Genomic DNA, 25,642 nt, shown 5'->3' with positions numbered 1-25,642 from the left:
GCGGGTGTCGCGTTTGGCATATTTTTGTGCGAGTGCGAAGAGCTAAAAAAGACGTGCAGCTGTGCGGTGTTGACGTTCGTGCAGCAACGCTTAAATTCAATCGATTCAGTCACCCTGAATTTGGGGCCAACTCACTTTCGCGAACATGGACCATCAGGCAAAAGGAACCAGACAAGGCAGAGCCGCGCTCAAGGCCGACGAAGCAAAAGTGGACCTGATCGCCGTTGTCGTCGCCGTAAACGACAGTGAACCCTGTCTTCTCACCATCGGGAACGCGGACACCCTTCCGTCCGGACCATATGCGCTAGAGCATCGATCGCTGCAATCCGGTCTGAGGGGTTGGGTGGAGCAACAGACCGGCCACCCGCTGGGGTACATCGAGCAGCTCTACACCTTCGCCGATCGGGACCGCATAGGGGCCGAGCGCCAGGAACGCGCCATCTCAATCAGCTATCTCGCACTCACTCGGAAGGAACAGGCAACGGGCTCCGCTAATTGCGGGTGGCGGAGTTGGTACGAGTATTTTCCCTGGGAGGATCATCGCTCCGGCACGCCGGTGGTGCTCGATATTTTACGTCCACGCCTGATTGAGTGGGCTGAGGGCGCCAGCGACGCCACCACGCGACGCGAACGCCGGCAGCGCGCCGCGATTGCCTTCGGTTTCGACGACCGCAATTGGAACGAGGAACTCACGCTCCAACGCTACGAGTTGCTTTACGAATCTGCCCTGATCGAAGAGGCTGGTGGCGGGCGGGACGTCGCGCCTGCGGCGGTATCTGGCAAGGCAATGATCGCTGACCATCGACGAATCCTGGCGACCGGCATTGCGCGGCTACGCTCAAAGATCAAGTACCGGCCGGTGGTGTTCGAGCTCATGAGGCCGTCCTTCACACTGCTTCAGCTGCAGCGGACCGTGGAGGCGCTCGCCGGGAGGCTCATCAACAAGCCGAACTTCCGAAGACTTGTTGAGCAGCAAGAGCTGGTCGAGGAAACTGGCGAGACCTCCCTCGAGACGGGCGGACGGCCGGCAAAGCTTTATCGGTTCCGCCATGCCGTCCTCGACGACAGGGCTGTGGCCGGGACAAAATTGCCGCTCGCGCGGGCTTGACATACTTATAGTCAAGGTAGACATATTCCCCTTATTGTCAGATCGAATATAATCGGAGGCGCTGATGACTGGGGCGTTACCTACGGCTGCGTCCCTGTACGAGCGCGTCAGGCGGGTGATCCCGCCAGTCGAATGGCCGGCCTTCACCAACGACATTGAGGCCATCCTCGCGCTGAAGCGCGATCGCAATGCGGTCATCCTTGCGCACAACTACCAAACGCCGGAGATCTTCCATTGCGTAGCCGACATTGTCGGCGACAGCCTCGCACTGGCCCGCAAGGCGGCTACGGTCGAGGCGCAAATCATCGTGGTTGCCGGCGTGCATTTCATGGCCGAGACCGCCAAGCTGCTCAATCCGAACAAGACCGTCCTCATCCCGGATCTCAGCGCCGGTTGCTCGCTGGCCGACTCGATCACGGCAGAAGACGTGCGGCTCATGCGGCAGCGCTATCCGGGGGTCCCGGTCGTCACCTACGTCAACACTTCGGCGGCCGTAAAAGCGGAGTCGGACATCTGCTGCACCTCGGGCAACGCCAGGGCGGTGGTGGAATCGCTCGGCGTGCCGCGTGTGATTATGGTGCCCGATGAATATCTGGCGATAAACGTGGCGGCGGAGACGGAGGTCGAGATCATCGCCTGGAAGGGCCACTGCGAAGTGCATGAGCGCTTCACATCGGCCGACATCCGGGAACTGCGCGATGCGCATCCAGGGGTCATCGTGCTCGCCCATCCGGAATGCCCGCCAGAGATTGTAGCAGAGGCGGAATTCTCCGGCTCGACTGCGGCCATGTTGGATTATGTCGAGCGGGAGAAACCGCCGCGCGTAGTCCTGCTAACGGAATGTTCGATGAGCGACAATGTCGCGGTCGCGCATCCCGACGTCGAGTTCGTCCGCCCCTGCAATCTCTGTCCGCACATGAAGCGCATCACGCTGGCTAACATTCGCGTCGCACTCGAGGAGAACCGGCATGAGGTTCGGATCGATCCCGGGATTGCAGGGCGCGCGCGCCGCTCGGTCGAGCGTATGCTTTCCATATGAGCCTCGACGTTCATGACATCGGCGGGGCGCCGGTCATCATCGGCGCCGGTGTGGCAGGCCTGATGACGGCGCTTCATCTGGCGCCGGAACCGGTTGTGCTTCTGTCCAATGCGGGGCTGGGAACCGGAGCCTGCAGCGAGCTCGCCCAAGGCGGTCTTGCGGCAAGTGTCGGCGGCGAGGACAGTCCCGAACTTCATCTTTGTGACACCCTCGCGGCCGGCGACGGCCTCTGCGACGTGACGACGGTGCGGCGAACGGTCCGAGCTGCACCTGAAGCGATCAGGACTCTAGAGCGCTTCGGTGTCGCATTCGACCGACGCGCTGACGGCGCGTTGCGGCTCGGGCTTGAGGCGGCGCACTCGCAGCGGCGGATCGTGCATGCGGCGGGCGATGCCACCGGTCGCGAGCTGGTCCGCGCGCTGATCGCCGCGGCACGGCGCACAGCCTCCATCACTATCCTGGAAAACATGGAGGCCCGCCGGCTTGTCGTGGAAGACGGGGCGATTATCGCCGTGGTCGCGGCCGGGTGCACGGGCGCAATCGCCTTGCCAACGCGCCGCGCGGTCCTGGCGACCGGCGGCATCGGCGGCTTGTTTAGCGATACGACAAACCCGCCTGGCTCATGTGGACAGGGGCTCGCGCTCGCCGCCTGTGCCGGGGCGGAGTTCGCCGACCTGGAATTCGTGCAGTTCCACCCGACCGCCCTCGAGGGTCCGCGGCGGCCGATGCCGCTGGTGAGCGAAGCGGTGCGCGGCGAGGGTGCTGTGCTCGTCGACGAGCAAGGAGAGCGTTTCCTCGCTGAAACCCCCGGGGGCGAGCTTGCGCCTCGCGACGTGGTTGCGCGCGCGGTTTGGCACCAGCTCGCTGCCGGACGCCGTGTGTTCCTGGACGCAAGGCAATGTCTCGGCCTCAGATTTGACAAGCGCTTTCCGGCGATCGCCGATTTGTGCCGCCAGGCCGGCATCGATCCCGCGACCGACCCGATCCCGGTGCGCCCGGCGGCACATTATCACATGGGCGGTGTTGCTGTAGACGCTGCCGGCCGCAGCTCCATCGAGGGATTGTGGGCATGTGGCGAGGTCGCATGCACCGGTCTGCACGGCGCGAACCGACTCGCCAGCAACTCGCTTATCGAAGCGGCGGTCACATCGAGCTGGGTTGCTGAAAGCGTCGCCGACGTATCACACACCCGGCGACCGCGCGTGTGTTCCGCTTTCGTGCCTCGACGGCCAGACGCCTCCGGCATCCGCCCAATCGTCTCCGCCGCGCTCGGCATCATCCGCGATGGCGAGACGCTACGCGACGGGGTGGCGACCCTGTTACCGATTGCAGCTCACGACGGCGCTGCCTCCGACCCCGCCTTGGTCGCGCTGATGATCGCCATTGCGGCCCTGCGGCGCGAAGAGAGCCGCGGATCGCACTGTCGTTCCGATTTCCCCGGACGCGATGCAGATGCGCGCCAGTCACGGCTGACACTGCCCAGCGCAATACAGGCCGCCGTCGCACTCAGCTGGCGGGCGCCGATGCGGAGCACCCTGACATGAATTCGTTCTCACCCCTTCCCTCAACCCTGATCGAGCCGATCGTGCGCGGTGCTCTTCTCGAAGACCTGGGCAGATGCGGTGATCTGACCAGCGACGCCGTGATCCCGCGTGATCGCACGGCCACCTTGGTGCTCAAGTCGCGACAGTCGGGGATCGTTGCCGGGCTCGATCTGGCCGCCTTCGCCTTCATGCTCGTCGAACCTGCGATCGACATGCAAATCTGGCGAGGTGACGGCAGCGATGTCGCGGCGGGCGAGACTATCGCCAAGCTGTGCGGACCGGCGCGAGGCCTGCTCACGGCCGAGCGCACGGCGCTCAATTTTCTGTGCCGCCTGAGCGGCATTGCCACTGCCACGGCGACGATGGTCGAGGCCGTGCGTGGCCACAAGGCGAAAATCGTGTGCACGCGAAAAACGACGCCCGGCCTGCGCGCGTTGGAGAAATATGCGGTACGCGTCGGCGGCGGCGCCAATCACCGCTTCGGGCTCGACGACGCCGTGCTGATCAAGGACAACCACATCGCAATCGCCGGCGACATTCGCACGGCAATAGAGCGGGCGCGCGCCACCGCAGGGCACATGGTGAAGATCGAGGTCGAGGTCGAGACCCTTGAGCAGCTCGATACAGCGCTCACGCTGGCAGTCGACGCAGTGCTGCTCGACAATATGTCGGTTGAGGACCTTGCCCGCGCCGTGGCAATCGTCGGTGGCCGCGCCATCACCGAGGCTTCCGGTCGGGTGACGCCGAAAACGGCTCCGTCGATTGCTGCGACGGGGGTCGACCTCATCTCAGTCGGATGGCTGACACACAGCGCCCCTATCCTCGACATCGGCCTGGATATGCCGGCGCATCGGCGCGCGCTTGAACTGATGGAGATGGAATGAAAAGCATTCCCCCCTCCGCTGGACCGCGCCGACGCAGGAGCTGCTCCATGCGAGCCTGCATCTTTGTGCGGCGCACCCTCCAACTGGTTCAGGCTCATCGGGCTGATCGACGATCGTAGCGAACCCGAGGAGGGTCGACAGACTCCTGCACGCGTTGTCGGACCAGCGACAAAGCTTTTGACGACGACGATTGGAACGAACTCGGAGTGCGACGTGAAGCAAGCCATGCAATCGATCGAGGGGGCACTATCCCGATGGAACCGCAAAGAGGCCGAGGCTATCCACGGGATGCCGTTCAACGACCTGCTCTTCCTGGCTCAGACAATCCACCGCCAGAACTTCGATCGCAACCGGGTGCAGCTGTCGCGGCTGCTCAGCATCAAGACCGGCGGATGCCCGGAGGATTGCGGCTATTGCAGCCAGTCTACACATTACGAAACCGGCCTGAAGGCGTCCAAGCTGATGGAGGTGGAGCGTGTCATTGCCGAAGCGATCAAGGCGCGGGACGCCGGCGCCACCCGCTATTGCATGGGCGCCGCATGGCGCAGTCCGAAGGAACGCGACATGGGCTCCGTGGTCGCCATGATCGAGGGCGTGAAGGCGCTCGGCATGGAGACCTGCATGACGCTCGGAATGCTGGACCTCAGTCAGGCGCAGCGCCTGAAGGCGGCCGGTCTCGACTACTACAACCACAACATCGACACGTCCGAGCGCTATTACGGCGAGGTTGTTTCAACCAGGACCTTTGCCGACCGGCTGGAAACACTTGGGCACGTGCGCGAGGTTGGCATGAAGGTCTGCTGCGGCGGCATTGTCGGGATGGGAGAGGAAAAGGCCGATCGCATCGACATGCTGGTCACACTCGCGAACCTGCCCGAGCCGCCGGAAAGCGTGCCGATCAACATGCTCATCCCCATCGAAGGCACGCCGCTTGCCGAGGCCGAGCCCATCGATCCGATCGATTTCGTCCGCACCATTGCGCTCGCCCGCATCATGATGCCGAAGTCTTATGTAAGGCTCTCCGCCGGCAGGACGGCGATGAGCGACGAAACGCAGGCGCTGTGCTTCTTTGCCGGCGCCAATTCGATCTTTGTCGGCGACATGCTGCTGACGGCGGACAATCCCGGCGAGGACAAGGATAATCGTCTATTTAGGCGTCTCGGCATTGAGCCGATGCCACGCGAGGCTAAATGAACGAGCCGCCGCTTGCCCGCTATGAAGCAACCTTGCAGGGTCTGGCACGCAAGGGCCGGCTGCGGACACTGGCGCCGCGCGCCGGGCTCGACTTCTCGTCCAACGATTATCTCGGGCTTGCTGCCTCGAAGAGACTTGGCGATGCAGTCGCGGCGGCAATCGAGGGGGGCACCCCGGTCGGCGCTACCGGATCGCGGCTCCTGCGCGGCAACGCGCCGGAGCATGAGGCATTGGAGGCAGATGCGGCGGCGTTCTTCGGGGCCGAACGGGCGCTGTTCTTCGGCAGCGGCTACATCGCCAACTTCGCCCTGCTGAGCGCCCTACCGCAGAAGGGCGACCTGCTGATCCTCGACGAACTCGCGCATGCCAGCATGCATGAAGGGGCGCGGGCTGGACGCGCCGAGTTCAGGCCGGCCACGCACAACGACATAGATGCTTTTGAGGACGCGATCAGGCGCTGGCGCGCCGAAGGTGGCATGGGGCATATCTGGATCGCAGTCGAAGGCCTGTACAGCATGGATGGCGACTGCGCGCCGATGGAGAGCCTAGTCGCGCTTGCCGATCGGTACGAGGCATTCATAGTGGTCGACGAGGCGCATGCCACCGGCGTCTGGGGCCCGGACGGCCGGGGGCTGGCCGCCGCTTTCGAGGGCCGCGACAACATTGTCGCGCTCCACACATGCGGCAAGGCGCTCGGCGCATCCGGCGCACTCGTCACTGGGCCGGGAGTGCTGTGCGACTATATTGTCAACCGCTGCCGGCCCTTTATCTACGCCACCGCGCCATCGCCGCTAATGGCAGTGGCCGCGCGCGAAGCGCTCGCAATCCTGCTCGACGAGCCGATGCGCCGCGTTCAGCTGCATGAGTACGTTGCCTTCGCGGGCCGCCAACTGGCCGAGCGCTGTGGCGTGGCGCGTAGCGGCTCGCAGATCCAGCCACTTGTCATTGGCGACGTCAGCCGCACCATGGTGATAGCGGCGGCACTGCAGGCCCGCGGCTTCGACATACGCGGCATTCGCCCGCCGACCGTGCCGGAGGGCACGTCGCGGCTGCGCATTTCGCTGACGCTGAATGTCGGCAATGCTGACATTTCGGCCATGGTCGAGACGCTCGTCGAGGTGTTGGGCACGGCATGACCACGCGTATCGTCGTCACCGGAACAGACACCGGAATAGGGAAGACCGTGTTTTCGGCTGGGCTGGCCGGGCTGCTCGACGGCTTTTACTGGAAGCCGGTGCAATCGGGTCTCGATGAGGAGACCGACAGTGAGGCGGTTGAACGGCTCGCCGGCCTGCCGTCAGGGCGCGTGCTGCCGGAAGCTCACCGCTTGAAGAGCCCGCTGTCGCCGCATCGTTCAGCCGAAATTGACGGCGTCTCGATTGAGGCTGCCGATCTTGCATATCCGGTCCTGCCGACACCGCTCGTCATCGAAGGCGCTGGCGGACTGATGGTGCCGATCAACCGACAGACAAGATTTATTGACATCTTCGCTGAATGGCGGCTGCCGGTCATTCTGTGCGCCCGCACCGAGCTCGGCACGATCAACCACACTCTGCTGTCGATCGAAGCCCTGCGGGCTCGCTCCATCCCGCTGATCGGCATCGCCTTCATCGGCGAAGAGGTAGCCGATACGCAAAGGACAATCACCGAATTCGGCGCGGTGCGTCAGCTCGGCAGGCTGCCACACCTCGTTCCGTTGACGCGCGAAACTCTGCGGAAGGCGATGTTTGCCGGCTTCGACCTCGCCAAGATTGCAGGAGGCGAATGATGTCGCGGTCGCCGGTCTGGCATCCATTCACTCAGCACGCGATCGAGCCGGGCATGCCGTCCGTTGTCCGCACGGAAGGGGCTTGGCTAGAGACGAATGACGGAAGGCATATCCTCGATGCAATCTCCTCCTGGTGGGTGGTCACCCACGGGCACCGCCATCCACGGATCATGGAAGCAATCCGGAATGCGACTGAGATGCTTGACCAGGTGATCTTCGCCGGTCTCACCCATCAGCCGGCAGAGCAATTGGCCTCGGCGCTGATCGAAATAGTGCCGGCAGGCCTCGACTGGGTCTTCTATTCCGACAGCGGATCCACGTCCGTCGAAGTCGCGCTGAAGATGGCGCTCGGCTATTACCGCAACATCGGCGCGCCGCGTTCGCGCATCGTCGTCATGGAACACAGCTATCATGGCGACACGATCGGCACGATGAGCGTCGGAGCCCGCGGCGTGTTCAACGCCGCCTACGAACCCCTGCTGTTCGAGGTCGACACCATTCCGTTTCCGGCCGCAGGGCGCGAGCAGGAAACGCTGGATAGATTCGAGGCTTTCTCTCGCGACCGCCGCGCCGCCGCGCTGATCGTCGAGCCGCTGGTGCTCGGCGCCGGCGGCATGTTGATGTATCCGGCCTGGGTTCTGGCCGAATTGAAAAAGATCACTGAGGCCTCCGGCACGCTGCTGATCGCCGACGAGGTGATGACCGGCTGGGGGCGCACCGGAAGCACGTTCGCCTGTGAGCAGGCGCTGATCTCTCCGGACATACTATGCACCTCGAAGGGCTTGAGCGGAGGCGCGATTCCACTGGCGGCCACACTCGCGACCGATGCCATCTTCCAGGCCCATTACTCCGAAGATCGGCAGAAGACCTTTTTCCACTCGAGCTCCTACACCGCCAATCCGATCGCTTGCGCGGCAGCACTCGCCAATGTCGAGATCTGGCGGGACGAGCCGGTGGCCGAGCGGATTGCGGCCTTGAGCGCCGGGCAGGCCGTCGGGCTTCGACGCTTTCGCAACAATGCCAACTTCACAGATTGCCGGGCGACCGGCACGATCGCAGCTCTCGATCTGCGCGCCGGCTCGGCCGGCTATCTGGCCGAGATCGGACCAAAGCTGCGCGCTTTCTTCCTCGAACGCGGCCTGCTCGTGCGCCCGCTCGGTAATGTGCTCTATGTTCTGCCGCCCTATTGCATCACCGGAGAGGAACTCGACCGGCTCTATGACGCCATCGAGGAGGCCGGCGAACGCTTCGGTCCGAGCGCATGAGCAGATCGTCGCGCTTTCTCGGGTTTGGCGATCATGCGCCGGCCCGAAAGGTGGAGAACCAGGAAATCGAGACCCGTCTTGGACTCGAACCCGGCTGGATCGAGCAGCGCACCGGAATTCGCTCGCGCTTCTGGGCAACCGACCAGGATACGCTGTCGAGCCTTGCCGCGCACGCCGGCGACATGGCACTGGCGAATTCCGGCCTCGACCGTGGCGAAATCGGCCTGCTGTTACTCGCCACCTCGACGCCCGATCACCTTCTGCCGCCCAGCGCGCCGCTGGTAGCACATCGCCTGGGCTTAGGCCGCGCCGGTGCGGTTGACCTGACAGGCGCCTGCGCCGGTTTCATCTATGCCCTGATGTTTGCCGACGGATTCACCCGCCTCCATGGCAAAGCGACCTTGGTCATCGCCGCCAACATCCTCAGTCGCCGCATCAATCCAGTCGAGCGCGCAAGCGCGGTGCTGTTTGCCGATGCCGCCGGCGCCGTGGTGATTGCCCCGTGCGAAGAGCCGGATCGGGGCATCCTCGGGTCCGCGTTGGCTTCGGACGGCTCGCGCTACGGGCTGATCCAGATTCCCGCCGGAGGAAGCAACACACCGTTCCACGGCGGCATTGACCTCGGGCAGACCCGCATGACGATCGCCAACGGCCGCGAAGTGTTCGCCAAGGCCGTGGAGATGATGTCTCGCTGCTCGCAGGACGCGCTCTCTGCTGCCCGAATGGGATCGCAAGACATCGACCGGTTCGTGCCACACCAGGCCAATGTCCGCATTTTCGATGTGGTCGGGAGGAACCTCGGAATAGCGGATCAAGCAATCGTCAAGACGATCGCCGAGTACGGCAACTCTTCCGCCGCGACCATCCCGCTCTCGCTCTCGCTTTCGCATCGGGCGCAGCCGTTTCGGCCGGGCGAAAAGGTTCTCCTTGCGGCGGCGGGTGCCGGTCTCACCGGAGGCGCCCTCATCATCGGAATTTAGCGGTACGACGGCCATGCACAGGATTTGTCTCGAATGACACTATCAAAACGGGCCCAATGCGAAAAATTGATCGCCGGCAAGCTGCATGGGTGCTGGTTCGGTGACGCGAGAGCGAAAACCCTGCAGACGATTTTCTCGAGCAGGACGATCGGCAAGGCTACCTTGCTGGGCGAGAAGTGGTTGGCGCCAGTCTAGAGAGCGGAGGTATCCAACTCCTCATTGCGATGAAGTCATCCTCGATATGTCGGCCCTTATTGGTCAACATCGTAACGGCAGTAGTGGCAGCCGTGAATTGAATAACTGGCCCCTCGAAGGCATCAACCGTCATGCAGTCCGAAAAAAATGCTCATCTGCCTGTCTCAACAACGCTGGCTCCATTTCGGAACCCGGTGTTTCGCTCGATCTGGACGGCCACACAAATATCCAGCCTCGGGTGGCTCGTGCAAACGGTGGCCATCAGTTGGCTGATGGCCACGATTTCCGCTTCGGATCTGATGGTTGCACTCGTGCAGGCCGCATCCACGTTGCCGGTATTCTTCCTCTCAATTCTTGCCGGAGCCATCGCCGACAACTTCAGCCGCCGATGGGTGATGTTTGCGGGGCACTGCCTGATAGCATTGGCATCAACGACGCTGATGATTTCTGTCGGTCTGGGATTTGCCGGTCCCTGGCTAATTCTCGGACTAGGTTTCCTGGCCGGCTGCGGCTTTGCCTTGAATGATCCGGCCTGGCACGCTTCTGTTGGTGATATCCTTCACAAGCGCGACATCCCGGCTGCGGTGACGCTTATGTCCGTCGGATACAACATTGTGCGCAGCGTTGGTCCGGCTTTGGGTGGCGTAATCTTGGCATTCTTTGGACCGCTGGCCGCTTTCGCCTTGGCAGCTCTGAGTGATCTGGCGCCTCTAAGCGCAATATGGCGCACTAGATGGAATGTTCGCACTTCACCTCTCCCTCGTGAGCGAATGACGATGGCAATTCATGACGGAGTGCGCTTCACGGTACTGTCCTTGGAGATCAGGGCAGCGATTGCCCGTGCAACCTTTTTCGGGCTGGCAAGCATCTCCATCCTTGCGCTACTCCCACTAGTCGTCCGGGATCAGCTGAAAAGCGGCCCAATCGTCTACGGCATCTTGCTGGCCGGCTTCGGCATGGGTGCTTTCGTCGCGGGCATGAGCAATAGCTTTCTAAGGCGGATCACGTCTCAAAACAGGCTAGTATCGTTCGCCTCTGTTGCTTGTGCAGCATGTTGCCTTTCCCTTGCACTGACATCATCGGTCGCCGTGGCGGCCATTTCGCTGGCAGTTGGAGGCGCGGGCTGGCTTATCACCTGGACGGGCATCGACGTGTCGGTGCAGCTGGCAAGCCCAAGGTGGGTCGTCGGCCGCACACTGTCGATATACTACGCCCTGAGCGCAGGGGGTATGGCGGCCGGCAGCTGGATCTGGGGTACTGTCGCACAGGACTACTCCTTAGCCTGGGCTCTGGAGGGCGCCGCAGGCGCTCTGTTGCTGGTTGCAGCTGCGGGGATACTGTTGCCGGTCCGTCCATGGGAAGAAACGGATCAGGAAAGTTCGGATTTTCACCCGCCGGAGCTGGCACTCGAGTTGAAGCCCAGGAGTGGCCCCATAGTCGTGAAGGTCGAGTATCTTATAGCCGAAGAGAATATCGAGACCTTTCTGGGCTACATGCGCGCAAGGCGCCATGTTCAGAGCCGTGCCGGTGCGCGAAACTGGACACTCCAGCGAAATCTTCAAACGCCTTCGATTTGGACAGAGACATTCCGCACGCCAACCTGGATGGACTTTCTTCGCCTGAATCATCGGCTCACGGCAGCGGACAAGGACGTCGGCCAGCGTCTCCTGGCACTGCATGATGGAGAGCGTCCTCCGCACACAGTGCTTTCGATCGAACGAACGACTGAGGCAGCTCGTACCCGTGCCTCGACAATCTTTTCTCGTCCTCCGAGGTGACGTGATCACGAAAGCGATCGCATCGCGCATTGGGATCTGCCGCGCCGGTCGACTTCAAGCAGCGCGAAGGCCGCATCGCCAGTACGCGGAGCCTATGCGTCCGGCGCTCTCTCGCGAATACCTATGCCGCCGCGGGGCTCGAGGCCGGGGCAGGAACGGTCCGTTCCGGACCATCTTCGATGCGGCGCGCGACGGCAGGAAGGAGGGCAGGGGTTTCGAGCGCTGGTGGTCGCGCCTGCGCACAAGCCGATCAGCAGCACGTTCGACGTGCGCTTCAGCAGCGCTGTGCGGCTCAGAGACTGGCAGAGCAGGATCTGACTCGCTACCGGCTGGCGCTCGGCCAGCCAGAACCAGGCCTGTTCGAGGACGGGGCTGGCGCTCGACCTTTCGGCGCCGGACATGGAATCAGGGCGGGGGAAGCCGCCTTGACGCCCTTGCAGGACGCCATCTCAACCGCGAACGACAAGCTTTCAGGGATCATTGCTGCGCCCTTTGGGCGGCTTGCCGTTCCCGATGTTCGAACGCGTCGGTGAAGCTATCGAGTTCTTGGGGGGTCATCCCAAGCGCCCGCCCCTCCTCACGCCATGAGGCAACCGCCTTTTCGACTTCTGCGAGTATCGTCTTCGCTCGATCGCTCCTGATCCGGAAATAAGCGATTACTGACATCAGTGCGTCCACAGTCGCTTCGGGCCCAGTTTCCTCGGATATCCAGGTTTTCAGCTCTCGCATACGCTCAGGGAATGGGTTGATGTCGAATGCAGGCGCCAGGCGCCATTGCCCGCGATGCACATGGAGAAAGCCGTGATTGTGGAGGTGGTCATCGACATTGGTGATAAGGATCGAGAACGCGATGCGCCGCCAAAGCTCTTCGATGTTGGCCGCTGGCTGGCTGCCGTGCTGGCGAAGCACATCCACGAGTTCAGTATAGCTATGCTCGCCAGCATCCGCTGCCTCTGCGCCGATCATCGTGGCGGCCGAGATATACATGAGTCGATTGCCATTCGGGGTTCTATCGAAGCGACGGATGAGCGCGACAGGAGCGCCGTCGCTGTCGAGCAGACGTGTCTCAGCAGCATCTACGCCGGCTTTTCTGGCCAAATTCATGGCGAGCACTTCGCCTTTTGTGACAGCCCGATCATCGGCAACGCTCGGAAACTTACCGATAGCGAGGCGTCCGTCGTCGTCGACGACAGAACACTTCGGACGAAGGCCCCCAAGGGACGTGCCACGTCCACGCAAATAGGCGAGGTCCGTTGCCGTCTCGGTGTTCGTCTCGACCGCCTGCGTCGCTGCGAGGAGTTGACCGATTTCAATGAGCGGCGGCGTGGTGCGTCGACCCTCCTCGGTCGTTCTTTGGTAACGCCCTTCTTCGTCCTGCAACCGGAGCGCACCAACGCGGCTCATGTCGTCCACTGCCAAGAGGTAATCCATCGCGTTCAGAGGCCGCGTTTCGGCGACATTTCCCGCCCGGCGCGCCTCTTGGCGACGCTTGGCGTGGTCGCGCTGGATGACACGCCGGCCCCATCCGTCCGGCTCCGTGTCGGCGATCGCGTTGTGGAACACGGACCCGTCGCCGGTCTTTCGATGGAATTGGGGGCCTGAGACGAGTGGCAGACCGGGTTCGATCGAGAAGCCTTCCGCTGCTCTCAGCCAACCTGCATGATATTCAAAGGCAGCGCTCTCGCGCGCACCCTGCTGATCATAGCGCAACATGCCCAGTGGCGTCGCTTCCTCGCCAATGTGAACAGCAATAGAATGTCTCATATTGCACCCGGTGGCTTCGGGACCCTTACCCTTTTGGGCAAACGTTCGGCGTCGAGGAGCAGGCCTTGCTCATCGCGATGCGCGTCGACGATCTGCGTCAAAGCCTCATCAAAGCCCAGAACAAAAAAGGTCATGGCGTAGGCCCCCATAGCGACGGTCGGGTCTCCTTTTTCGATCTTCAAATAGGTGCTTTTTGCGACACCCAATCGTTCCGCCATCATCATGATCGTCAGGCTGCGCTTCTTACGGGCGAGCGCAATGTCGGCGCCGAGCTTGCCAAGCGCCCTCTTGACTCTGGGAGGCAATGTATCTGTCACTGTTGAGCGCATTTTTGTCTCATAAAAACTACCTTAACTGTTTTTAGGGCGTTTATATAAGCCATAGACCGTGATCTGTCGAGAGTTGGCCCGTTTGACCGAATCGAACAAGGCGGTGGCGCTGAAACCAACCACATTAATCTCGTGAGCATGCATCCATGCGATCCGCAAAGGGCGCCAGGTAAGTCGCACAGGGATGTGAACGATTGCGCCGCTGCAAAACGGAACGGGCCATGCTTGGCACGATCCAGATGGCGGCGCTCCCGCCTGACGTACCGAGCGGCGGCGCCGCATGCTGTCTCGACCCGAGCTTCACAGCAAACAGATGCTGTCGGTATCGAACGAAAGTGTCAGATATCGGACATACGAACCGTGTCCCAAACCTCTGCTTAGTGCTCAGCCTGACCCCCAAAAAGCAAAAAAGAAGGGGAGCGCGACGAAGTTGCGCCGGCCAATTTAAGTGTCAGTGCGGAGCTACCTCTTCAGGATGGCACGTCGCTTGCTGCTCCGCATCGAACGCCGATGGCCAACCCACACAAACGGAGATGGATATTGGTTCAGAAGTGCTGAATCCCTGATGTAACTGAAAGAGTTTGACTGACAGTTGTGTGGAAGCGCAGCAAGGCAATAGGCGTTTTGCCTTTTCTTTAAGCCTGATGCAGGTCGAATCTCACCTCCTTCGGACAGTTGATGACCAACCACAGTTGTTTTTCAATAAGTCATACAGTTGAAGAAGTGCGATTAAGCAAAATTGCAAGTATCACTCGGCGTACTCTTAAAGTACACCGGAACTCCTCTAGTAAACTAAGTATCGCGCATTCCTTAGGTACGAAGGAGGAGCGCGATGAACATGTTTTTTCTCCTCCGATAGGCCACGGGTTCGCTCTTTGACGCTTCCGACTTTAACCTTTGAATCGAGATCCAGAATGAACGTAAGCAGCCTTCTTCTCGGCTCAGTTGCGGCCCTGATCTCCGTTTCCGTCGCTCGCGCGGCGGACGAAGACTCCGCGCCGGGCCCGACCGAATACGTCAAGGTCTGCGACGTCTACGGTTCGGGCTACTTCCATATCCCCGACACGGAGACCTGCGTGCGCATCGGCGGCTACATCCGTTACGACGTCGGCCTCGGGGATGTCCGATCGTATGACGGGACAAGAACCTCCGATGTGAGAACTGGCGAGGCTCAGGGCACCTGGCGAAACAACACGCGTTTCACGTTCAAAACTTGGACGCGCCAGGAGACCGAACTCGGCGCACTGAAGACCTATACTGAAACTCGCGTGAACTTCGGCAACCACAGCGCTTATCCGGGTCCGGAAAGTCCTCACAAGTATAGCTTCAACAGCGGCGTCAAGTTGACTTCCGCCTGGATCCAGCTTGGTGGCCTCCGAGTTGGCAAGGACGAGTCGGCCTTCGACACGTTTACAGGCTACGCCGGAAACGTGCTCAATAACGTACTCGTTCCGTACGGCGACTTCGATACCAACGTGGCTCAGTATTACTTCGATGCCGATAATGGCTTTTCGGCTCTGGTTTCACTTGAACAACGGTCGGGTGTAGTCGGTACTATCGACAGCCATGTTCCGCACGTCGTCTTCGGCGTGAAACAGACCCAGGGCTGGGGCGCGATCACTGGCGTAATCGCTCGTGACAGCGACTACGAAGCTCTGGCCGGCAAGGTCCGAGTCGATGTCAATGTCACAGATGACCTGTCGCTATTTGGAATGTTTGGCTACGGCTCCATTGGCAATCTCAACGATGACCCAACTAACGCAGTCGCCGCTCACGGTCGCGGCTTCTACAAAATTTGGAGCGGCAATTGGGCTTTGTGGGCCGGCGCCACTTACACGTTCGACGAGAAAACTTCGTTCAACCTTCAGGTCTCGGGTGATCAGCTCAGGAACTCTGGTCTGGCTGCAAACGTCGCCTATATGGTCGTTCCAGGTTTCACAGTCACAGCCGAAGTCGACTATGCCCACTACGGCAACTTCGGCGTCGGCACGCTCGACCGTTCCGGCGTGAACTGGACTCACCTCGGCAAAAAGAACAGCCTCGGCGGCATACTCCGATTCCAAAGCTCATTTTAGCGGAATCGAAGCTGCATCTCGGGTGGGCTGTAAAGCGGACCCAATCCCGCAAACGCTTGAGGACATTGCAAGCAAGCGTGCCAGGCTTGAAACCTCGACCTCAGGCGGATTGCCGACACTAGCCGCCATGTCGCCAACCGCGCATGCAGTGCTGTTCATGGATCTCGCTGGATGGCACATAAGGGCAAATCGCGACGTGCCGGAGACCCCATGCCGTTTCCTGCCGTCGCGATGCCCCGAACTAAAACCGGTGAAAAACCTCGGGCAAATACCTGCGCTCCAACTTGCTCTCAAACTGGCCTTCGAACCTACGAGCCCATCATCGACGCGGCGTGCGAGGCTTCGCAGAACTCATCCCAAGTCCAGAAAGCATCACGTCAATCGCAATGACGTGTGGGTGCAAGTCGTCGGTAATCATCCACGACCGCCGGTGTAAGTCATTTGGTATGGCATCCACAAACGGATGCTGCCAACTAGGCGATTGCTGCTTTCGGCCGGCCCCGAATGCGCTTGACAAAACGGAGCCGACCCGCTCAATTCGAGGCATTCACCAGGGGAGTCCCGGCAAGGGGCTGAGATACTGCTGGCTTTCGCGGCGCAGTGACCCGTTGAACCTGATCCAGTTCATACTGGCGTAGGGACGGTGCAAGCGCTTTGCGGGAGTTTACGCCCGAGGTCCTGTTTCGGCAGGTCGACCAGAGCGACTTTTCATCCTTCCGGCACAGAACTGGGTCTCCAATGCACGAGCAAAGGAGCCTCAAGATGAATGCCCTCACCCCCGCCGTTTCGACAGGACCACTGCCCGCCTCACGGAAGATCCACAAGGCCGGTGCCATCCACCCGCAGATCAGGGTGCCGATGCGCGAAATCTCCGTCCATCCGACGGCTGGCGAGCCGCCCGTTACCGTCTACGATCCGTCCGGCCCCTATACGGACCCGACCGTCGAAACCAGTATCGAAAAGGGCCTTGCCCGGCTTCGTCACGAATGGATCACAGCGCGCAGCGATGTCGAGGCCTATGACGGACGCCATGTCCGGCCGGAGGACAACGGATTCGCGACGGGTGAGCGCCTGACGCCGGAATTTCCCATTCGCAACCGGCCGCTCAGGGCCAAGCATGGCAAGGCGGTGACCCAGCTTGCCTATGCGCGCGCCGGCATCATTACGCCCGAAATGGAATTCGTCGCCATCCGCGAGAACCTGGGCCGCGAGGTCCTGCGCGGCAGCAAGCTCGAGCGCGACGGCGAAGCCTTCGGCGCGGCGATCCCCGATTTCGTCACACCGGAGTTCGTGCGCGAGGAGGTGGCGCGCGGGCGGGCGATCATTCCCGCCAACATCAATCATCCCGAGAGCGAGCCGATGATCATCGGCCGCAATTTCCTGGTGAAAATCAACGCCAATATCGGCAACTCGGCGGTCACCTCCTCCATGGCCGAAGAGGTCGAGAAAATGGTCTGGGCGATCCGCTGGGGCGCCGACACGGTGATGGATCTGTCGACCGGCCGCAACATCCACAACATCCGCGAATGGATCGTGCGCAACGCACCGGTGCCGATCGGCACGGTGCCGCTCTACCAGGCGCTGGAGAAGGTCGGCGGGACTGCCGAGGACCTGACCTGGAAGGTTTACCGCGACACGCTGATTGAACAGGCCGAACAGGGTGTCGACTATTTCACCATCCACGCCGGCGTGCGGCTGCACTACATTCCGCTGGCCGTTGACCGGGTCACGGGCATCGTCTCGCGCGGCGGCTCGATCATGGCGAAATGGTGCCTGCACCATCACCGGGAAAGCTTTCTTTACGAACATTTCGCGGAGATATGCGACATCTGCCGCGCCTACGATGTGTCCTTTTCGCTCGGCGACGGCCTTCGTCCCGGGTCGATCGCCGACGCCAACGACGCGGCGCAATTCGCCGAACTGGAAACGCTCGGCGAGCTGACCAAGATCGCCTGGGCCAAGGATTGCCAGGTGATGATCGAGGGGCCTGGTCACGTACCGATGCACAAGATCAAGCAGAACATGGACAAGCAACTCGCTGTCTGCGGCGAGGCGCCGTTCTATACGCTTGGGCCGCTTACCACCGACATCGCGCCGGGCTACGACCACATCACCTCCGGCATCGGCGCGGCGATGATCGGCTGGTTCGGCACTGCCATGCTCTGCTACGTCACGCCCAAGGAGCATCTTGGCCTTCCCGATCGCAACGACGTCAAGACCGGCGTGATCACCTACAAGATCGCCGCCCATGCCGCCGACCTGGCGAAGGGTCATCCGGCTGCAAAGGTCAGGGATGATGCCCTTTCCCGGGCGCGTTTCGAGTTCCGCTGGGAGGACCAGTTCAACCTGTCGCTCGATCCCGAAACAGCGCGGTCCTTCCACGATCAGACCTTGCCCAAGGAGGCGCACAAGCTGGCGCATTTCTGCTCGATGTGCGGACCGAAATTCTGCTCCATGCGCATTTCCCATGACATCCGCGCCGAAGCGCAGAAGGAGGGCATGGCGGCGATGGCGGCGAAGTACCGCGAGGGCGGTGACCTCTACGTGCCGGCGGACGAGACCGGCGCAGCGCTTACGCCTTTGCAGGCGCATGAGCGATCATGAGGGTGCTGGTCAAAGGGGCCGGCGTCGCCGGCCTCACCGCAGCTTTCGAGCTCGCCACGCGCGGCGCGGCTGTGACCGTTGCCGAGACAAGGCACAGCCTTGGCGGCAATGCGTCATGGTTCGCCGGCGGCATGCTGGCGCCCTGGTGCGAGCGCGAAAGCGCCGAGCAGTCCGTGCTCGATCTCGGACGCAACGCCGCGGACTGGTGGGATGCGGCAACGCCTGACCAGGTGACACGGGCAGGAACACTGGTCGTGGCCGCGCCGCGCACTGCGGGCGAGCTCGACCGGTTCGCCAGCCGCACGTCGGGTCATCGGCGTGTCGATGAAGATGAAATCGCGTTGCTGGAGCCCGACCTCGCCGGCCGCTTCCGCCGCGGACTGCTCTTCCCCGACGAAGCCCATCTCGATCCGCGCCAGGCGATGGCGGCACTTCATCACAGGCTGGCGGCGATGGGCATCGAATTCCGCTTCGGCGCCGACGCCCGGCTTGCCTCCGGTTTCGATCGCCGGATCGACTGCACGGGTATGGCCGCCGTCGATGACCGACTGCGCGGCGTTCGCGGCGAGATGCTGATCCTGCGCACGCCCGATATCTCGCTCTCGCGCCCGGTCCGGCTGCTTCATCCGCGCTTTCCGCTCTACCTAGTACCGCGCACTGACCACCATTTCATGGCCGGCGCGACGATGATCGAGAGCCAGTCCGCTGGACGGGTCACGGCGCGTTCCCTGATGGAGCTTTTGGGCGCGACCTATACCCTCCATCCGGCCTTTGGCGAGGCCGAGATCGTTGAAACCGGCGTCGGCGTCCGCCCAGCCTTTCCCGACAATCTGCCGCGTGTCGAAGCACGCGAAAGCACCGTCGCGATCAATGGACTCTATCGCCATGGCTTTCTTCTCGCGCCCGCCATGGCGCGCCAGGCGGCCGAACTCGTCTTCAGTCACGACAAACCCCTGGAGCCCGCCAATGAAACTGATCGTCAACGGCCAAGCGCTTGAGATTGACGCCTCAACGCTGGCCGAACTACTTGCCGCGCTCGACTATGAAGGCGATTGGCTGGCGACGGCCGTCAACAGCGACCTCGTACACAAAGTTAATCGGGCCGAGTTCCAGTTGAGCGACGGCGACCGGATTGAAATCCTATCACCCATGCAGGGAGGCTAGCATGTTCGAGCTTCTCGGGACGACGCTTCCCTCTCGGCTGTTTCTCGGCACGGCTCAATATCCATCGCCCGCCATCCTTGCCGATGCGGTCCAGGCATCGGGCACCTCGGTGGTGACCGTGTCCCTGCGGCGTGAGATGGCCGGCGGCAGGGACGGCGAAAAGTTCTGGTCGTTGATCCGCTCGCTTGGCACAAGAATCCTGCCCAACACGGCCGGCTGCCACTCCGTCAAGGAAGCGGTCACGACCGCGAAAATGGCGCGCGAGGTGTTCGGGACGAGCTGGATCAAGCTCGAAGTGATCGGCAACCATGACACTCTGCAGCCTGATGTGTTCGGCCTGGTCGAAGCTGCGCGCATCCTGTGCGACGACGGTTTTGCAGTATTCCCCTATACCACCGACGACCTTATCGTCGCCCAGCGGCTGCTGGAGGCCGGCTGCAAGGTCTTGATGCCGTGGTGCGCGCCGATCGGTTCCGCCCTCGGGCCGGTCAACATCCCGGCGCTTCGCTCGATGCGCGGACATTTCCCTGGCGTCCCGCTGATCGTGGATGCGGGGCTCGGCCGACCGTCGCACGCGGCAACCGTCATGGAGCTCGGCTTTGACGCCGTGCTCCTGAATACGGCGGTCGCCAGGGCAGCCGATCCAGTCGGAATGGCGCGCGCATTCGGCAAGGCAGTCGATGCCGGCCGTGAAGCCTTCCTGTCCGGGATGCTCGAACCGCGCGACGTCGCGGTGCCATCGACGCCGACCATCGGCAGAGCAGTTTTTTCATGAAGCTCGATCCCTTCTACCTGATCGTCGACAGCGCTGCCTGGATCGAACGATTGGCGCCGCTCGGCGTGAAGCTGGTTCAGCTTCGCATCAAAAGCATGAATGAGACCGGGTTGCGCGCGGAGATCCGCAAGTCGAAGGGCTTGTGTGCCCAACACAAATGCCAGCTCATCGTCAACGATCATTGGCGCCTGGCAATCGAGGAAGGCTGCGACTTCGTGCATCTCGGCCAGGAGGATCTGCAAACCGCCGACCTCTCTAGGATACGATCAGCCGGTGTCAGGCTCGGGTTGAGCACGCATGATCATCTCGAGCTGGAAACGGCCATGTTTGCCGACCCCGACTATGTTGCGCTCGGTCCGATCTATCCCACCATCCTGAAGAAGATGAAATGGGCGCCGCAAGGGCTGGAGCGGATCAGCGAGTGGAACCGGCGAGTGGCGCCGATCTCATTGGTCGCTATTGGCGGCCTCAACCCTGACCGCCTCAACGGCGTCTTTGAGGCCGGCGCCAACAGCGCGGCAGTGGTCACGGACATCACGTTGAGCTCCGATCCCGAAACGCGCACGCGAGAGTGGATCGAAAAGACGGACCGATGGCGATGAGACGAGAACCGCATGTGCTTGTCATAGGCGGATCGGATTCCAGCGGGGGTGCTGGAATAGCACGCGACATCGAGACGATCTCTGCCATTGGCGTGCGCACCTGTCTCGCCGTCACAGCGCTGACGGTGCAGACGCACGACATCGTAATGGAAATCCATCATTCGCCACCCAGCTTAGTGGCCGATCAGATATGTGCCGCGCTGCAGGCCAACGAAGTGGCCACGATCAAGATCGGCATGCTCGGAACGGCCGAGACCATCGTTGCCGTTGCGGCGGTGCTGCGTGAAAATCCGCAAGTGCCGGCAGTTCTCGACCCTGTGCTGGCCTCCACCTCAGGCCGCGCACTTCTGGAAGCAGGCGCTATCGCTGCCATGAAGCGCGATCTGATGCCGCTTTGCTGCATTGTCACGCCCAACCTCCCTGAACTGGCGCTCCTTACTGGCTCCGAAATGGCGGTGGATGAGGACGAAGTGCTCCAACAAGGACAAAGATTGCTGGCCGCCTGCCCTCAAGCCCTGCTGATCAAGGGTGGGCATGCGTCGGGACCCCGATCGACCGATATTCTGTTACGCTCCGGTCATGAACCCACCCGCTTCGAAGCACCGCGCGTTGCCACAACGATGCGCGGAACAGGTTGCATGCTGGCCAGCGCGATTGCGGCGCATCTGGCGAAGGCGAAGCCGCTCGAAGACAGCGTGAGCGAAGGCAAGCGGCTTGTTTTCGAGAGGCTGCAGAAGAAAGCAGCCACGTGACAGCGGCTCACTCCAATGTGCACCAGGATTCGGTTGACCTAATCAGTATCCCTGGGCGTTACCGAGGTGGGCGTGTGGGGTGATCACCTTCACCGAGCGCTGTCGATCTCATTTTCAGATCGACAGGTTTGCCCCCGTGCCCCGGCGACCTCGGCGATCGTGGCAAGCCGGCGAAGCATATCTGCTGTATACCAGAACACTTCAACGCCACTGCTCTCCGGTGATCATGGAGGTTACGTGAACTACTATCATTCGGATCTTTCTGGTGGAGGAAGTCCTCGTCGGCAACGGCATGGTCGTCATCCAGCGACGCCTCTCGTCCCACCCACTCTTCCGAGCGGAATGGCACCGACGCCGCAGATTGTTCAGTGCCGCTCCTCCACCTCAAACTTATCTTTTGTGTTCAGGGAGCCACGGCGCCTGGGTTGGCTGATGAACACCGTCCGTTCGCGCATGTGAGGTCGAATTAAATCTCGGCGAAGAGGAGGCAGGCTCATCATCCAACAGTCGCCGGAGTTCCGCTGGGTCGAATGCCGTCATTGGTGGGGAGGCGGGTTCATCATTCAACAGCTGCCGGAATTCCGCTGGGTCGAACGCCATCATTGGTGGGGAGGCAGGCTCATCATCCAACAGTCGCCGGAGTTCCGCTGGGTCGAATGCCATCATTGGTGGGGAGGCGGGTTCATCATACAACAGCTGCCGGAGTTCCGCTGGGTCGAATGCCATCATTGGTGGGGAAGCGGGTTCGCCATTCAACAGCTGCAGAGACTCCTCCTCGTGCGGCAAGCGCCCGCTCAGCCGGACTTGCAGCGCCTGCCGATCGGCGACGAGGTTGTCGAGTTGCATCGGCTCGTGGTCCGGCCGCTGCCCATCCACCAATCGTCCAAGCAGAGCCCGCGTGCCGTCCAGCACAAACACGCCGCAATCATTATCGTTCGGCTGTCGGGGCATGCGGGCTGGCGCCAAGGTTGCGTTCAGAAGTGTTGCGAGCCGTTTTGCAGGCACGATGTTGTATCCCTCTGGCTGGAGGGAGTCGTAGTGATAGGCGACCCGCCTTTCTGGGTTGCGGCGATCAACGAGCAGCAGCGACCAATGGGTGCCCTTAATAGTAGGAGTGCCATTGTTCAATGGAACGAACAGGAAGTCGGCTGGGGCGTCATTTCGGCTATAAATGGACTGCAATATGACTCGCGCGTTTTGCGGCTCGGTGTGACGCAGTAGATGCGATACCGACGGGTCCACCAGCCGTGTCCGGGCGGCGAGCGCCGGATCTATCGCCTGCAGCTGCTCCCCCAGCAAATGGTAATCCCTCTGGATATGGGCGTCACTCAGCCACTCGTCGGCCCACAGCACCGACCCGTTGGGGACATTGGACGAGGCTGTCGGATTCAACGCCCCGATCTGGGCATCGGAGGAGGTGGTGGTTAGCCCGGTCAGATCAACCACTGGAAGACCGCGGTAGGTGACTGCCAGCCTGGCGGTTGATCGCGAGGCAGGTTCGGAAACCGTTGCCGGTGCCGCTGCCGCAGCTTCACTCATCGGCGAAAGCCGACCGCGATTGATGAGACGAACGCCGATCCCGCTAGTCTCCGCTTGCAGGCTTGGGATGTATTCGGACTCTTTCCCCCGCACGACGGGCTGCCCTTCCAATGGCAATGCGCCCACTTGGTAGGTGGAGGGCTGCATCGGCATGCGACCGCCTGAATTGCCGATCTCGCTCAGCTGCTGCTGAATGGCGACGGCTGGCGGCGTATTCAGGGTCCTCTGCCGCTTCGCTGGCCTCAACAGCGCTGTGGAATGTTCATTGTTGATGATGAGCCACTCGGCCGGCAGGAGGTTGCCCCTGTCAACCGCGCCAGGCGAGCGCCCAATCTGCTCTTCGCTGATCGCTAACAACGGCCGGGCGGCAGCCTGAACCCCAGCCTGCCGAGAGCCGGCTGCTCCGAAAGCACCCGCCCCGTTGCTGTTGAGGTTATCCCGTCCAGTGGGCAACTTCCCTGGAGCGATGAAAAATGACGCGGCTGGTTGATTATCCTGCTGTCCCTGAAGCTCCTTTGGCCAACTGCCAGCTTCCTGCGACGCGCTGTGCTGCGCAATCGCCTCGCCGACCCGCCTCGGCTCCATCAGTGCCGCGTCCTCGGGATCAGGAACGGGAGGAATATGGCGCTCGAGCTCCATCGCTTTAACGCCGGCGTGCGATTTTCGGAGATAGGCCAGTGCGGAACCGATCCTTGGATCACCACCGGCGTCCTCCTTGTAGCCCTTGACATCTCCATCCAACGCCTTACCGGAAAGCCGACCAGCAATGCCCTTCTTGTTGTTTTGACGCAGGTAGTCACTGAAGCTCCTAAGAGCAGCTGCATTCCTCGTGCCGGTCTCTGTCGCTGCTTCGTTTCTGTACTCATCGATGAGAGCCGCGTCCTGAGGATACGGAGTCAATTTAGCGCGGCCTGCGATCGGCACGATTCCGCCCGTCGACTGCGAGGTCCGGAGATGATCTATTGCCGTAAGGAGTCTCGCGGGATGACCCTTTCCGATGAACTCGCGCGCATCATGGGTCAGCGACTGCTTGTCGAGCCGATCCTTCATGGGATCTATGTTGTTTGCGAGGAGCCACTGGCCAAAGCGGAGAAGAATATTTACGTTGTTCTTGGCGGTGCCCTCGGTGGCCCCACCTTTGATAAGGGCGTCGTTAAGCCCCAAAATCAGCGGAGCATCCTCGGGATGAAGAGGCTGGTTCCTGCCAAGCCGAGCTGGCTGAGCCGGCTGCGGCGCCGAAGACGACGGGCCGGCTTCGTCCATAAGCTCCAAACGCACATCCTGGTCTGCCGCAGCAAGCTCCTTTGGCCAATTGCCAGCTTTCTGCGACGCGCTGTGCTGCGCAATCGCCTCGCCGACCCGCCTCGGCTCCATCAGTGCCGCGTCCTCGGGATCAGGAACGGGAGGAATATGGCGCTCGAGCTGCATCGCTTTAGCGCCGGCGTGCGATTTTCGGAGATGAGCCAGTGCGGAACCGATCTTTGGATCACCACCGGCGTCCTCCTTGTAGCCCTTGACATCTCCATCCAACGCCTTACCGGAAAGCCGACCAGCAATGCCCTTCTTGTTGTTTTGACGCAGGTAGTCACCGAAGCTCCTAAGAGCAGTTGCATTCCTCCTGCCGGTCTCTGTCGCTGCTTCGTTTCTGTACTCGTTGATGAGAGCCGCGTCCTCCGGATAAGGAGTGAACTCAGCGCGGCCTCCGATCGGCACAATTCCGCCCGTCGACTGCGAGGTCCGAAGATGACCTATTGCCGTAAGCAGCCTCGAGGGATCACCCTTTCCGATGAACTCGCGCGCATCATCGGTCAGCGACTGCTTGTCGAGCCGATCCTTGATGGGATCTTTGTTGTTTGCGAACAGCCACTGGCCAAAGCTGAGAAGAATACTTACATTGTTCTTGGCAGTGTGCTCGGAGGCGTTGCCCTTGATGAGGGCCTCCTCAAGGCTGAGGATAAAGTCTTCATCCCTGATATGAAGAGGATGCTTGCTGAGCCTTCTCAAAAATTTAGTTGACTGGGCCGGCTGCGGCGCCGAGCCGGCCGGCATTGCTCCACCACCCCGACCTGAATTGGCGATCTCGCTCAGTTGCCGCTCAAACGCCGCCGCAGCTGCGGGCGGAGCCGCACGCGAGCTATCTTGCAAGCCGGCCCTGTTCGATTGTCCGTGCACCCGCTTGGTTGAGGTGAAATCCATCCGTTCTCACTTTTAGCATATAAGCCCGTTTGAAGCTGGGCTTGGATCTGACACAGGAGGCTGTCGAGAACCTGACGACAACCTGCT

Annotated in this window: 20 protein-coding genes and 1 riboswitch; of the genes, 17 read left to right on the top strand and 3 right to left on the bottom strand. The window is 61.6% G+C overall.

Features of this window, described 5'->3' with window-relative positions; genetic code table 11:
* Positions 1-145: 145 nt before the first annotated feature.
* From BQ8794_RS10000 to BQ8794_RS09955, 10 genes are all read left to right on the top strand, one after another.
* A complete protein-coding gene (locus BQ8794_RS10000; RefSeq protein ID WP_077376322.1) occupies positions 146-1,108 on the top strand; it encodes an NUDIX hydrolase in 963 nt (320 codons plus the stop codon).
* 64 nt (positions 1,109-1,172) lie between these two features.
* A complete protein-coding gene (nadA, locus tag BQ8794_RS09995) occupies positions 1,173-2,147 on the top strand; it encodes a quinolinate synthase NadA (protein WP_077376319.1) in 975 nt (324 codons plus the stop codon).
* Positions 2,144-3,691, top strand: coding sequence for an L-aspartate oxidase (locus BQ8794_RS09990; RefSeq protein WP_077376316.1), 1,548 nt, complete (start codon positions 2,144-2,146; stop codon positions 3,689-3,691). Before nadA ends, BQ8794_RS09990 begins: the two co-directional genes overlap by 4 nt.
* A complete protein-coding gene (nadC, locus tag BQ8794_RS09985; protein ID WP_077376313.1) occupies positions 3,688-4,575 on the top strand; it encodes a carboxylating nicotinate-nucleotide diphosphorylase in 888 nt (295 codons plus the stop codon). The genes BQ8794_RS09990 and nadC overlap by 4 nt, the downstream gene beginning before the upstream one ends.
* Before the next feature lie 225 nt (positions 4,576-4,800).
* The gene (bioB, locus tag BQ8794_RS09980) at positions 4,801-5,769 is read left to right on the top strand and encodes a biotin synthase BioB (RefSeq protein ID WP_077376310.1); all 969 of its coding nucleotides are present in this window, start codon (positions 4,801-4,803) and stop codon (positions 5,767-5,769) included.
* Positions 5,766-6,905: an 8-amino-7-oxononanoate synthase gene (locus BQ8794_RS09975; RefSeq protein WP_077376307.1), complete on the top strand. Its 1,140-nt coding sequence runs from the start codon at positions 5,766-5,768 to the stop codon at positions 6,903-6,905. Before bioB ends, BQ8794_RS09975 begins: the two co-directional genes overlap by 4 nt.
* Positions 6,902-7,537, top strand: a complete 636-nt coding sequence (bioD, locus tag BQ8794_RS09970; RefSeq protein ID WP_077376304.1) for a dethiobiotin synthase — start codon at positions 6,902-6,904, stop codon at positions 7,535-7,537. The genes BQ8794_RS09975 and bioD overlap by 4 nt, the downstream gene beginning before the upstream one ends.
* Complete coding sequence (locus tag BQ8794_RS09965) at positions 7,537-8,802, top strand: adenosylmethionine--8-amino-7-oxononanoate transaminase (protein WP_077376437.1); 1,266 nt, start codon at positions 7,537-7,539, stop codon at positions 8,800-8,802. The genes bioD and BQ8794_RS09965 overlap by 1 nt, the downstream gene beginning before the upstream one ends.
* Entirely contained in the window at positions 8,799-9,782 is a 984-nt protein-coding gene (locus BQ8794_RS09960; protein ID WP_077376301.1) for a beta-ketoacyl-ACP synthase III, read from the top strand. Before BQ8794_RS09965 ends, BQ8794_RS09960 begins: the two co-directional genes overlap by 4 nt.
* 326 nt (positions 9,783-10,108) lie before the next feature.
* On the top strand, positions 10,109-11,755 hold the full coding sequence (locus BQ8794_RS09955) for an MFS transporter (RefSeq protein WP_077376298.1): 1,647 nt from the start codon (positions 10,109-10,111) through the stop codon (positions 11,753-11,755).
* Positions 11,756-12,232: 477 nt separating this feature from the next.
* On the opposite strand, the gene BQ8794_RS09950 is transcribed toward BQ8794_RS09955, so the two are convergent.
* Positions 12,233-13,519 (bottom strand): type II toxin-antitoxin system HipA family toxin, encoded by a 1,287-nt coding sequence (locus tag BQ8794_RS09950; protein ID WP_077376295.1) that lies wholly within the window; start codon positions 13,517-13,519, stop codon positions 12,233-12,235.
* Positions 13,516-13,848 (bottom strand): helix-turn-helix domain-containing protein, encoded by a 333-nt coding sequence (locus BQ8794_RS09945; RefSeq protein ID WP_077376293.1) that lies wholly within the window; start codon positions 13,846-13,848, stop codon positions 13,516-13,518. The genes BQ8794_RS09950 and BQ8794_RS09945 overlap by 4 nt, the downstream gene beginning before the upstream one ends.
* Before the next feature lie 914 nt (positions 13,849-14,762).
* Between BQ8794_RS09945 and BQ8794_RS09940 the strand changes: the two genes are divergently transcribed.
* From BQ8794_RS09940 to thiD, 7 genes are all read left to right on the top strand, one after another.
* Positions 14,763-15,923 (top strand): porin, encoded by a 1,161-nt coding sequence (locus tag BQ8794_RS09940; protein ID WP_077376290.1) that lies wholly within the window; start codon positions 14,763-14,765, stop codon positions 15,921-15,923.
* Positions 15,924-16,465: 542 nt separating this feature from the next.
* Positions 16,466-16,582: riboswitch (TPP riboswitch) on the top strand.
* Positions 16,583-16,685: 103 nt separating this feature from the next.
* Complete coding sequence (gene thiC, locus BQ8794_RS09935) at positions 16,686-18,527, top strand: phosphomethylpyrimidine synthase ThiC (protein WP_077376434.1); 1,842 nt, start codon at positions 16,686-16,688, stop codon at positions 18,525-18,527.
* A complete protein-coding gene (gene thiO / locus BQ8794_RS09930; RefSeq protein WP_077376287.1) occupies positions 18,524-19,525 on the top strand; it encodes a glycine oxidase ThiO in 1,002 nt (333 codons plus the stop codon). Before thiC ends, thiO begins: the two co-directional genes overlap by 4 nt.
* Entirely contained in the window at positions 19,494-19,691 is a 198-nt protein-coding gene (gene thiS / locus BQ8794_RS09925) for a sulfur carrier protein ThiS (protein WP_077376284.1), read from the top strand. The genes thiO and thiS overlap by 32 nt, the downstream gene beginning before the upstream one ends.
* 1 nt (position 19,692) lies before the next feature.
* Positions 19,693-20,466, top strand: a complete 774-nt coding sequence (locus tag BQ8794_RS09920; RefSeq protein ID WP_077376281.1) for a thiazole synthase — start codon at positions 19,693-19,695, stop codon at positions 20,464-20,466.
* A complete protein-coding gene (locus BQ8794_RS09915) occupies positions 20,463-21,068 on the top strand; it encodes a thiamine phosphate synthase (RefSeq protein WP_077376278.1) in 606 nt (201 codons plus the stop codon). The genes BQ8794_RS09920 and BQ8794_RS09915 overlap by 4 nt, the downstream gene beginning before the upstream one ends.
* Positions 21,059-21,820: a bifunctional hydroxymethylpyrimidine kinase/phosphomethylpyrimidine kinase gene (thiD, locus tag BQ8794_RS09910; protein WP_077376275.1), complete on the top strand. Its 762-nt coding sequence runs from the start codon at positions 21,059-21,061 to the stop codon at positions 21,818-21,820. Before BQ8794_RS09915 ends, thiD begins: the two co-directional genes overlap by 10 nt.
* A gap of 390 nt (positions 21,821-22,210) precedes the next feature.
* Here the strand turns inward: thiD and BQ8794_RS09905 are convergent, their stop codons facing one another.
* Positions 22,211-25,555 carry a Ulp1 family isopeptidase gene (locus tag BQ8794_RS09905; protein WP_077376272.1) on the bottom strand — a complete coding sequence of 1,115 codons (3,345 nt, stop codon included), beginning with the start codon at positions 25,553-25,555 and terminating at the stop codon, positions 22,211-22,213.
* Positions 25,556-25,642 lie beyond the last annotated feature (87 nt).

The sequence above is a fragment of the Mesorhizobium prunaredense genome (genome assembly GCF_900156895.1).
GTDB lineage: Bacteria > Pseudomonadota > Alphaproteobacteria > Rhizobiales > Rhizobiaceae > Mesorhizobium > Mesorhizobium prunaredense.
This window is presented reverse-complemented; position numbering and strand designations above follow the sequence as displayed.

Coding starts and splice junctions, on each gene's coding strand:
- BQ8794_RS09920 (WP_077376281.1), top strand. CDS start 19,693: ATGTTCGAGCTTCTCGGGACGACGCTTCCCTCTCGGCTGTTTCTCGGC.
- BQ8794_RS09905 (WP_077376272.1), bottom strand. CDS start 25,555: ATGGATTTCACCTCAACCAAGCGGGTGCACGGACAATCGAACAGGGCC.
- thiS (WP_077376284.1), top strand. CDS start 19,494: ATGAAACTGATCGTCAACGGCCAAGCGCTTGAGATTGACGCCTCAACG.
- BQ8794_RS09915 (WP_077376278.1), top strand. CDS start 20,463: ATGAAGCTCGATCCCTTCTACCTGATCGTCGACAGCGCTGCCTGGATC.
- BQ8794_RS09990 (WP_077376316.1), top strand. CDS start 2,144: ATGAGCCTCGACGTTCATGACATCGGCGGGGCGCCGGTCATCATCGGC.
- BQ8794_RS09950 (WP_077376295.1), bottom strand. CDS start 13,519: ATGAGACATTCTATTGCTGTTCACATTGGCGAGGAAGCGACGCCACTG.
- BQ8794_RS09945 (WP_077376293.1), bottom strand. CDS start 13,848: ATGCGCTCAACAGTGACAGATACATTGCCTCCCAGAGTCAAGAGGGCG.
- BQ8794_RS09940 (WP_077376290.1), top strand. CDS start 14,763: ATGAACGTAAGCAGCCTTCTTCTCGGCTCAGTTGCGGCCCTGATCTCC.
- BQ8794_RS09960 (WP_077376301.1), top strand. CDS start 8,799: ATGAGCAGATCGTCGCGCTTTCTCGGGTTTGGCGATCATGCGCCGGCC.
- BQ8794_RS09975 (WP_077376307.1), top strand. CDS start 5,766: ATGAACGAGCCGCCGCTTGCCCGCTATGAAGCAACCTTGCAGGGTCTG.
- BQ8794_RS09955 (WP_077376298.1), top strand. CDS start 10,109: ATGCAGTCCGAAAAAAATGCTCATCTGCCTGTCTCAACAACGCTGGCT.
- thiD (WP_077376275.1), top strand. CDS start 21,059: ATGGCGATGAGACGAGAACCGCATGTGCTTGTCATAGGCGGATCGGAT.
- nadA (WP_077376319.1), top strand. CDS start 1,173: ATGACTGGGGCGTTACCTACGGCTGCGTCCCTGTACGAGCGCGTCAGG.
- bioB (WP_077376310.1), top strand. CDS start 4,801: ATGCAATCGATCGAGGGGGCACTATCCCGATGGAACCGCAAAGAGGCC.
- nadC (WP_077376313.1), top strand. CDS start 3,688: ATGAATTCGTTCTCACCCCTTCCCTCAACCCTGATCGAGCCGATCGTG.
- thiC (WP_077376434.1), top strand. CDS start 16,686: ATGAATGCCCTCACCCCCGCCGTTTCGACAGGACCACTGCCCGCCTCA.
- BQ8794_RS09965 (WP_077376437.1), top strand. CDS start 7,537: ATGTCGCGGTCGCCGGTCTGGCATCCATTCACTCAGCACGCGATCGAG.
- bioD (WP_077376304.1), top strand. CDS start 6,902: ATGACCACGCGTATCGTCGTCACCGGAACAGACACCGGAATAGGGAAG.
- BQ8794_RS10000 (WP_077376322.1), top strand. CDS start 146: ATGGACCATCAGGCAAAAGGAACCAGACAAGGCAGAGCCGCGCTCAAG.
- thiO (WP_077376287.1), top strand. CDS start 18,524: ATGAGGGTGCTGGTCAAAGGGGCCGGCGTCGCCGGCCTCACCGCAGCT.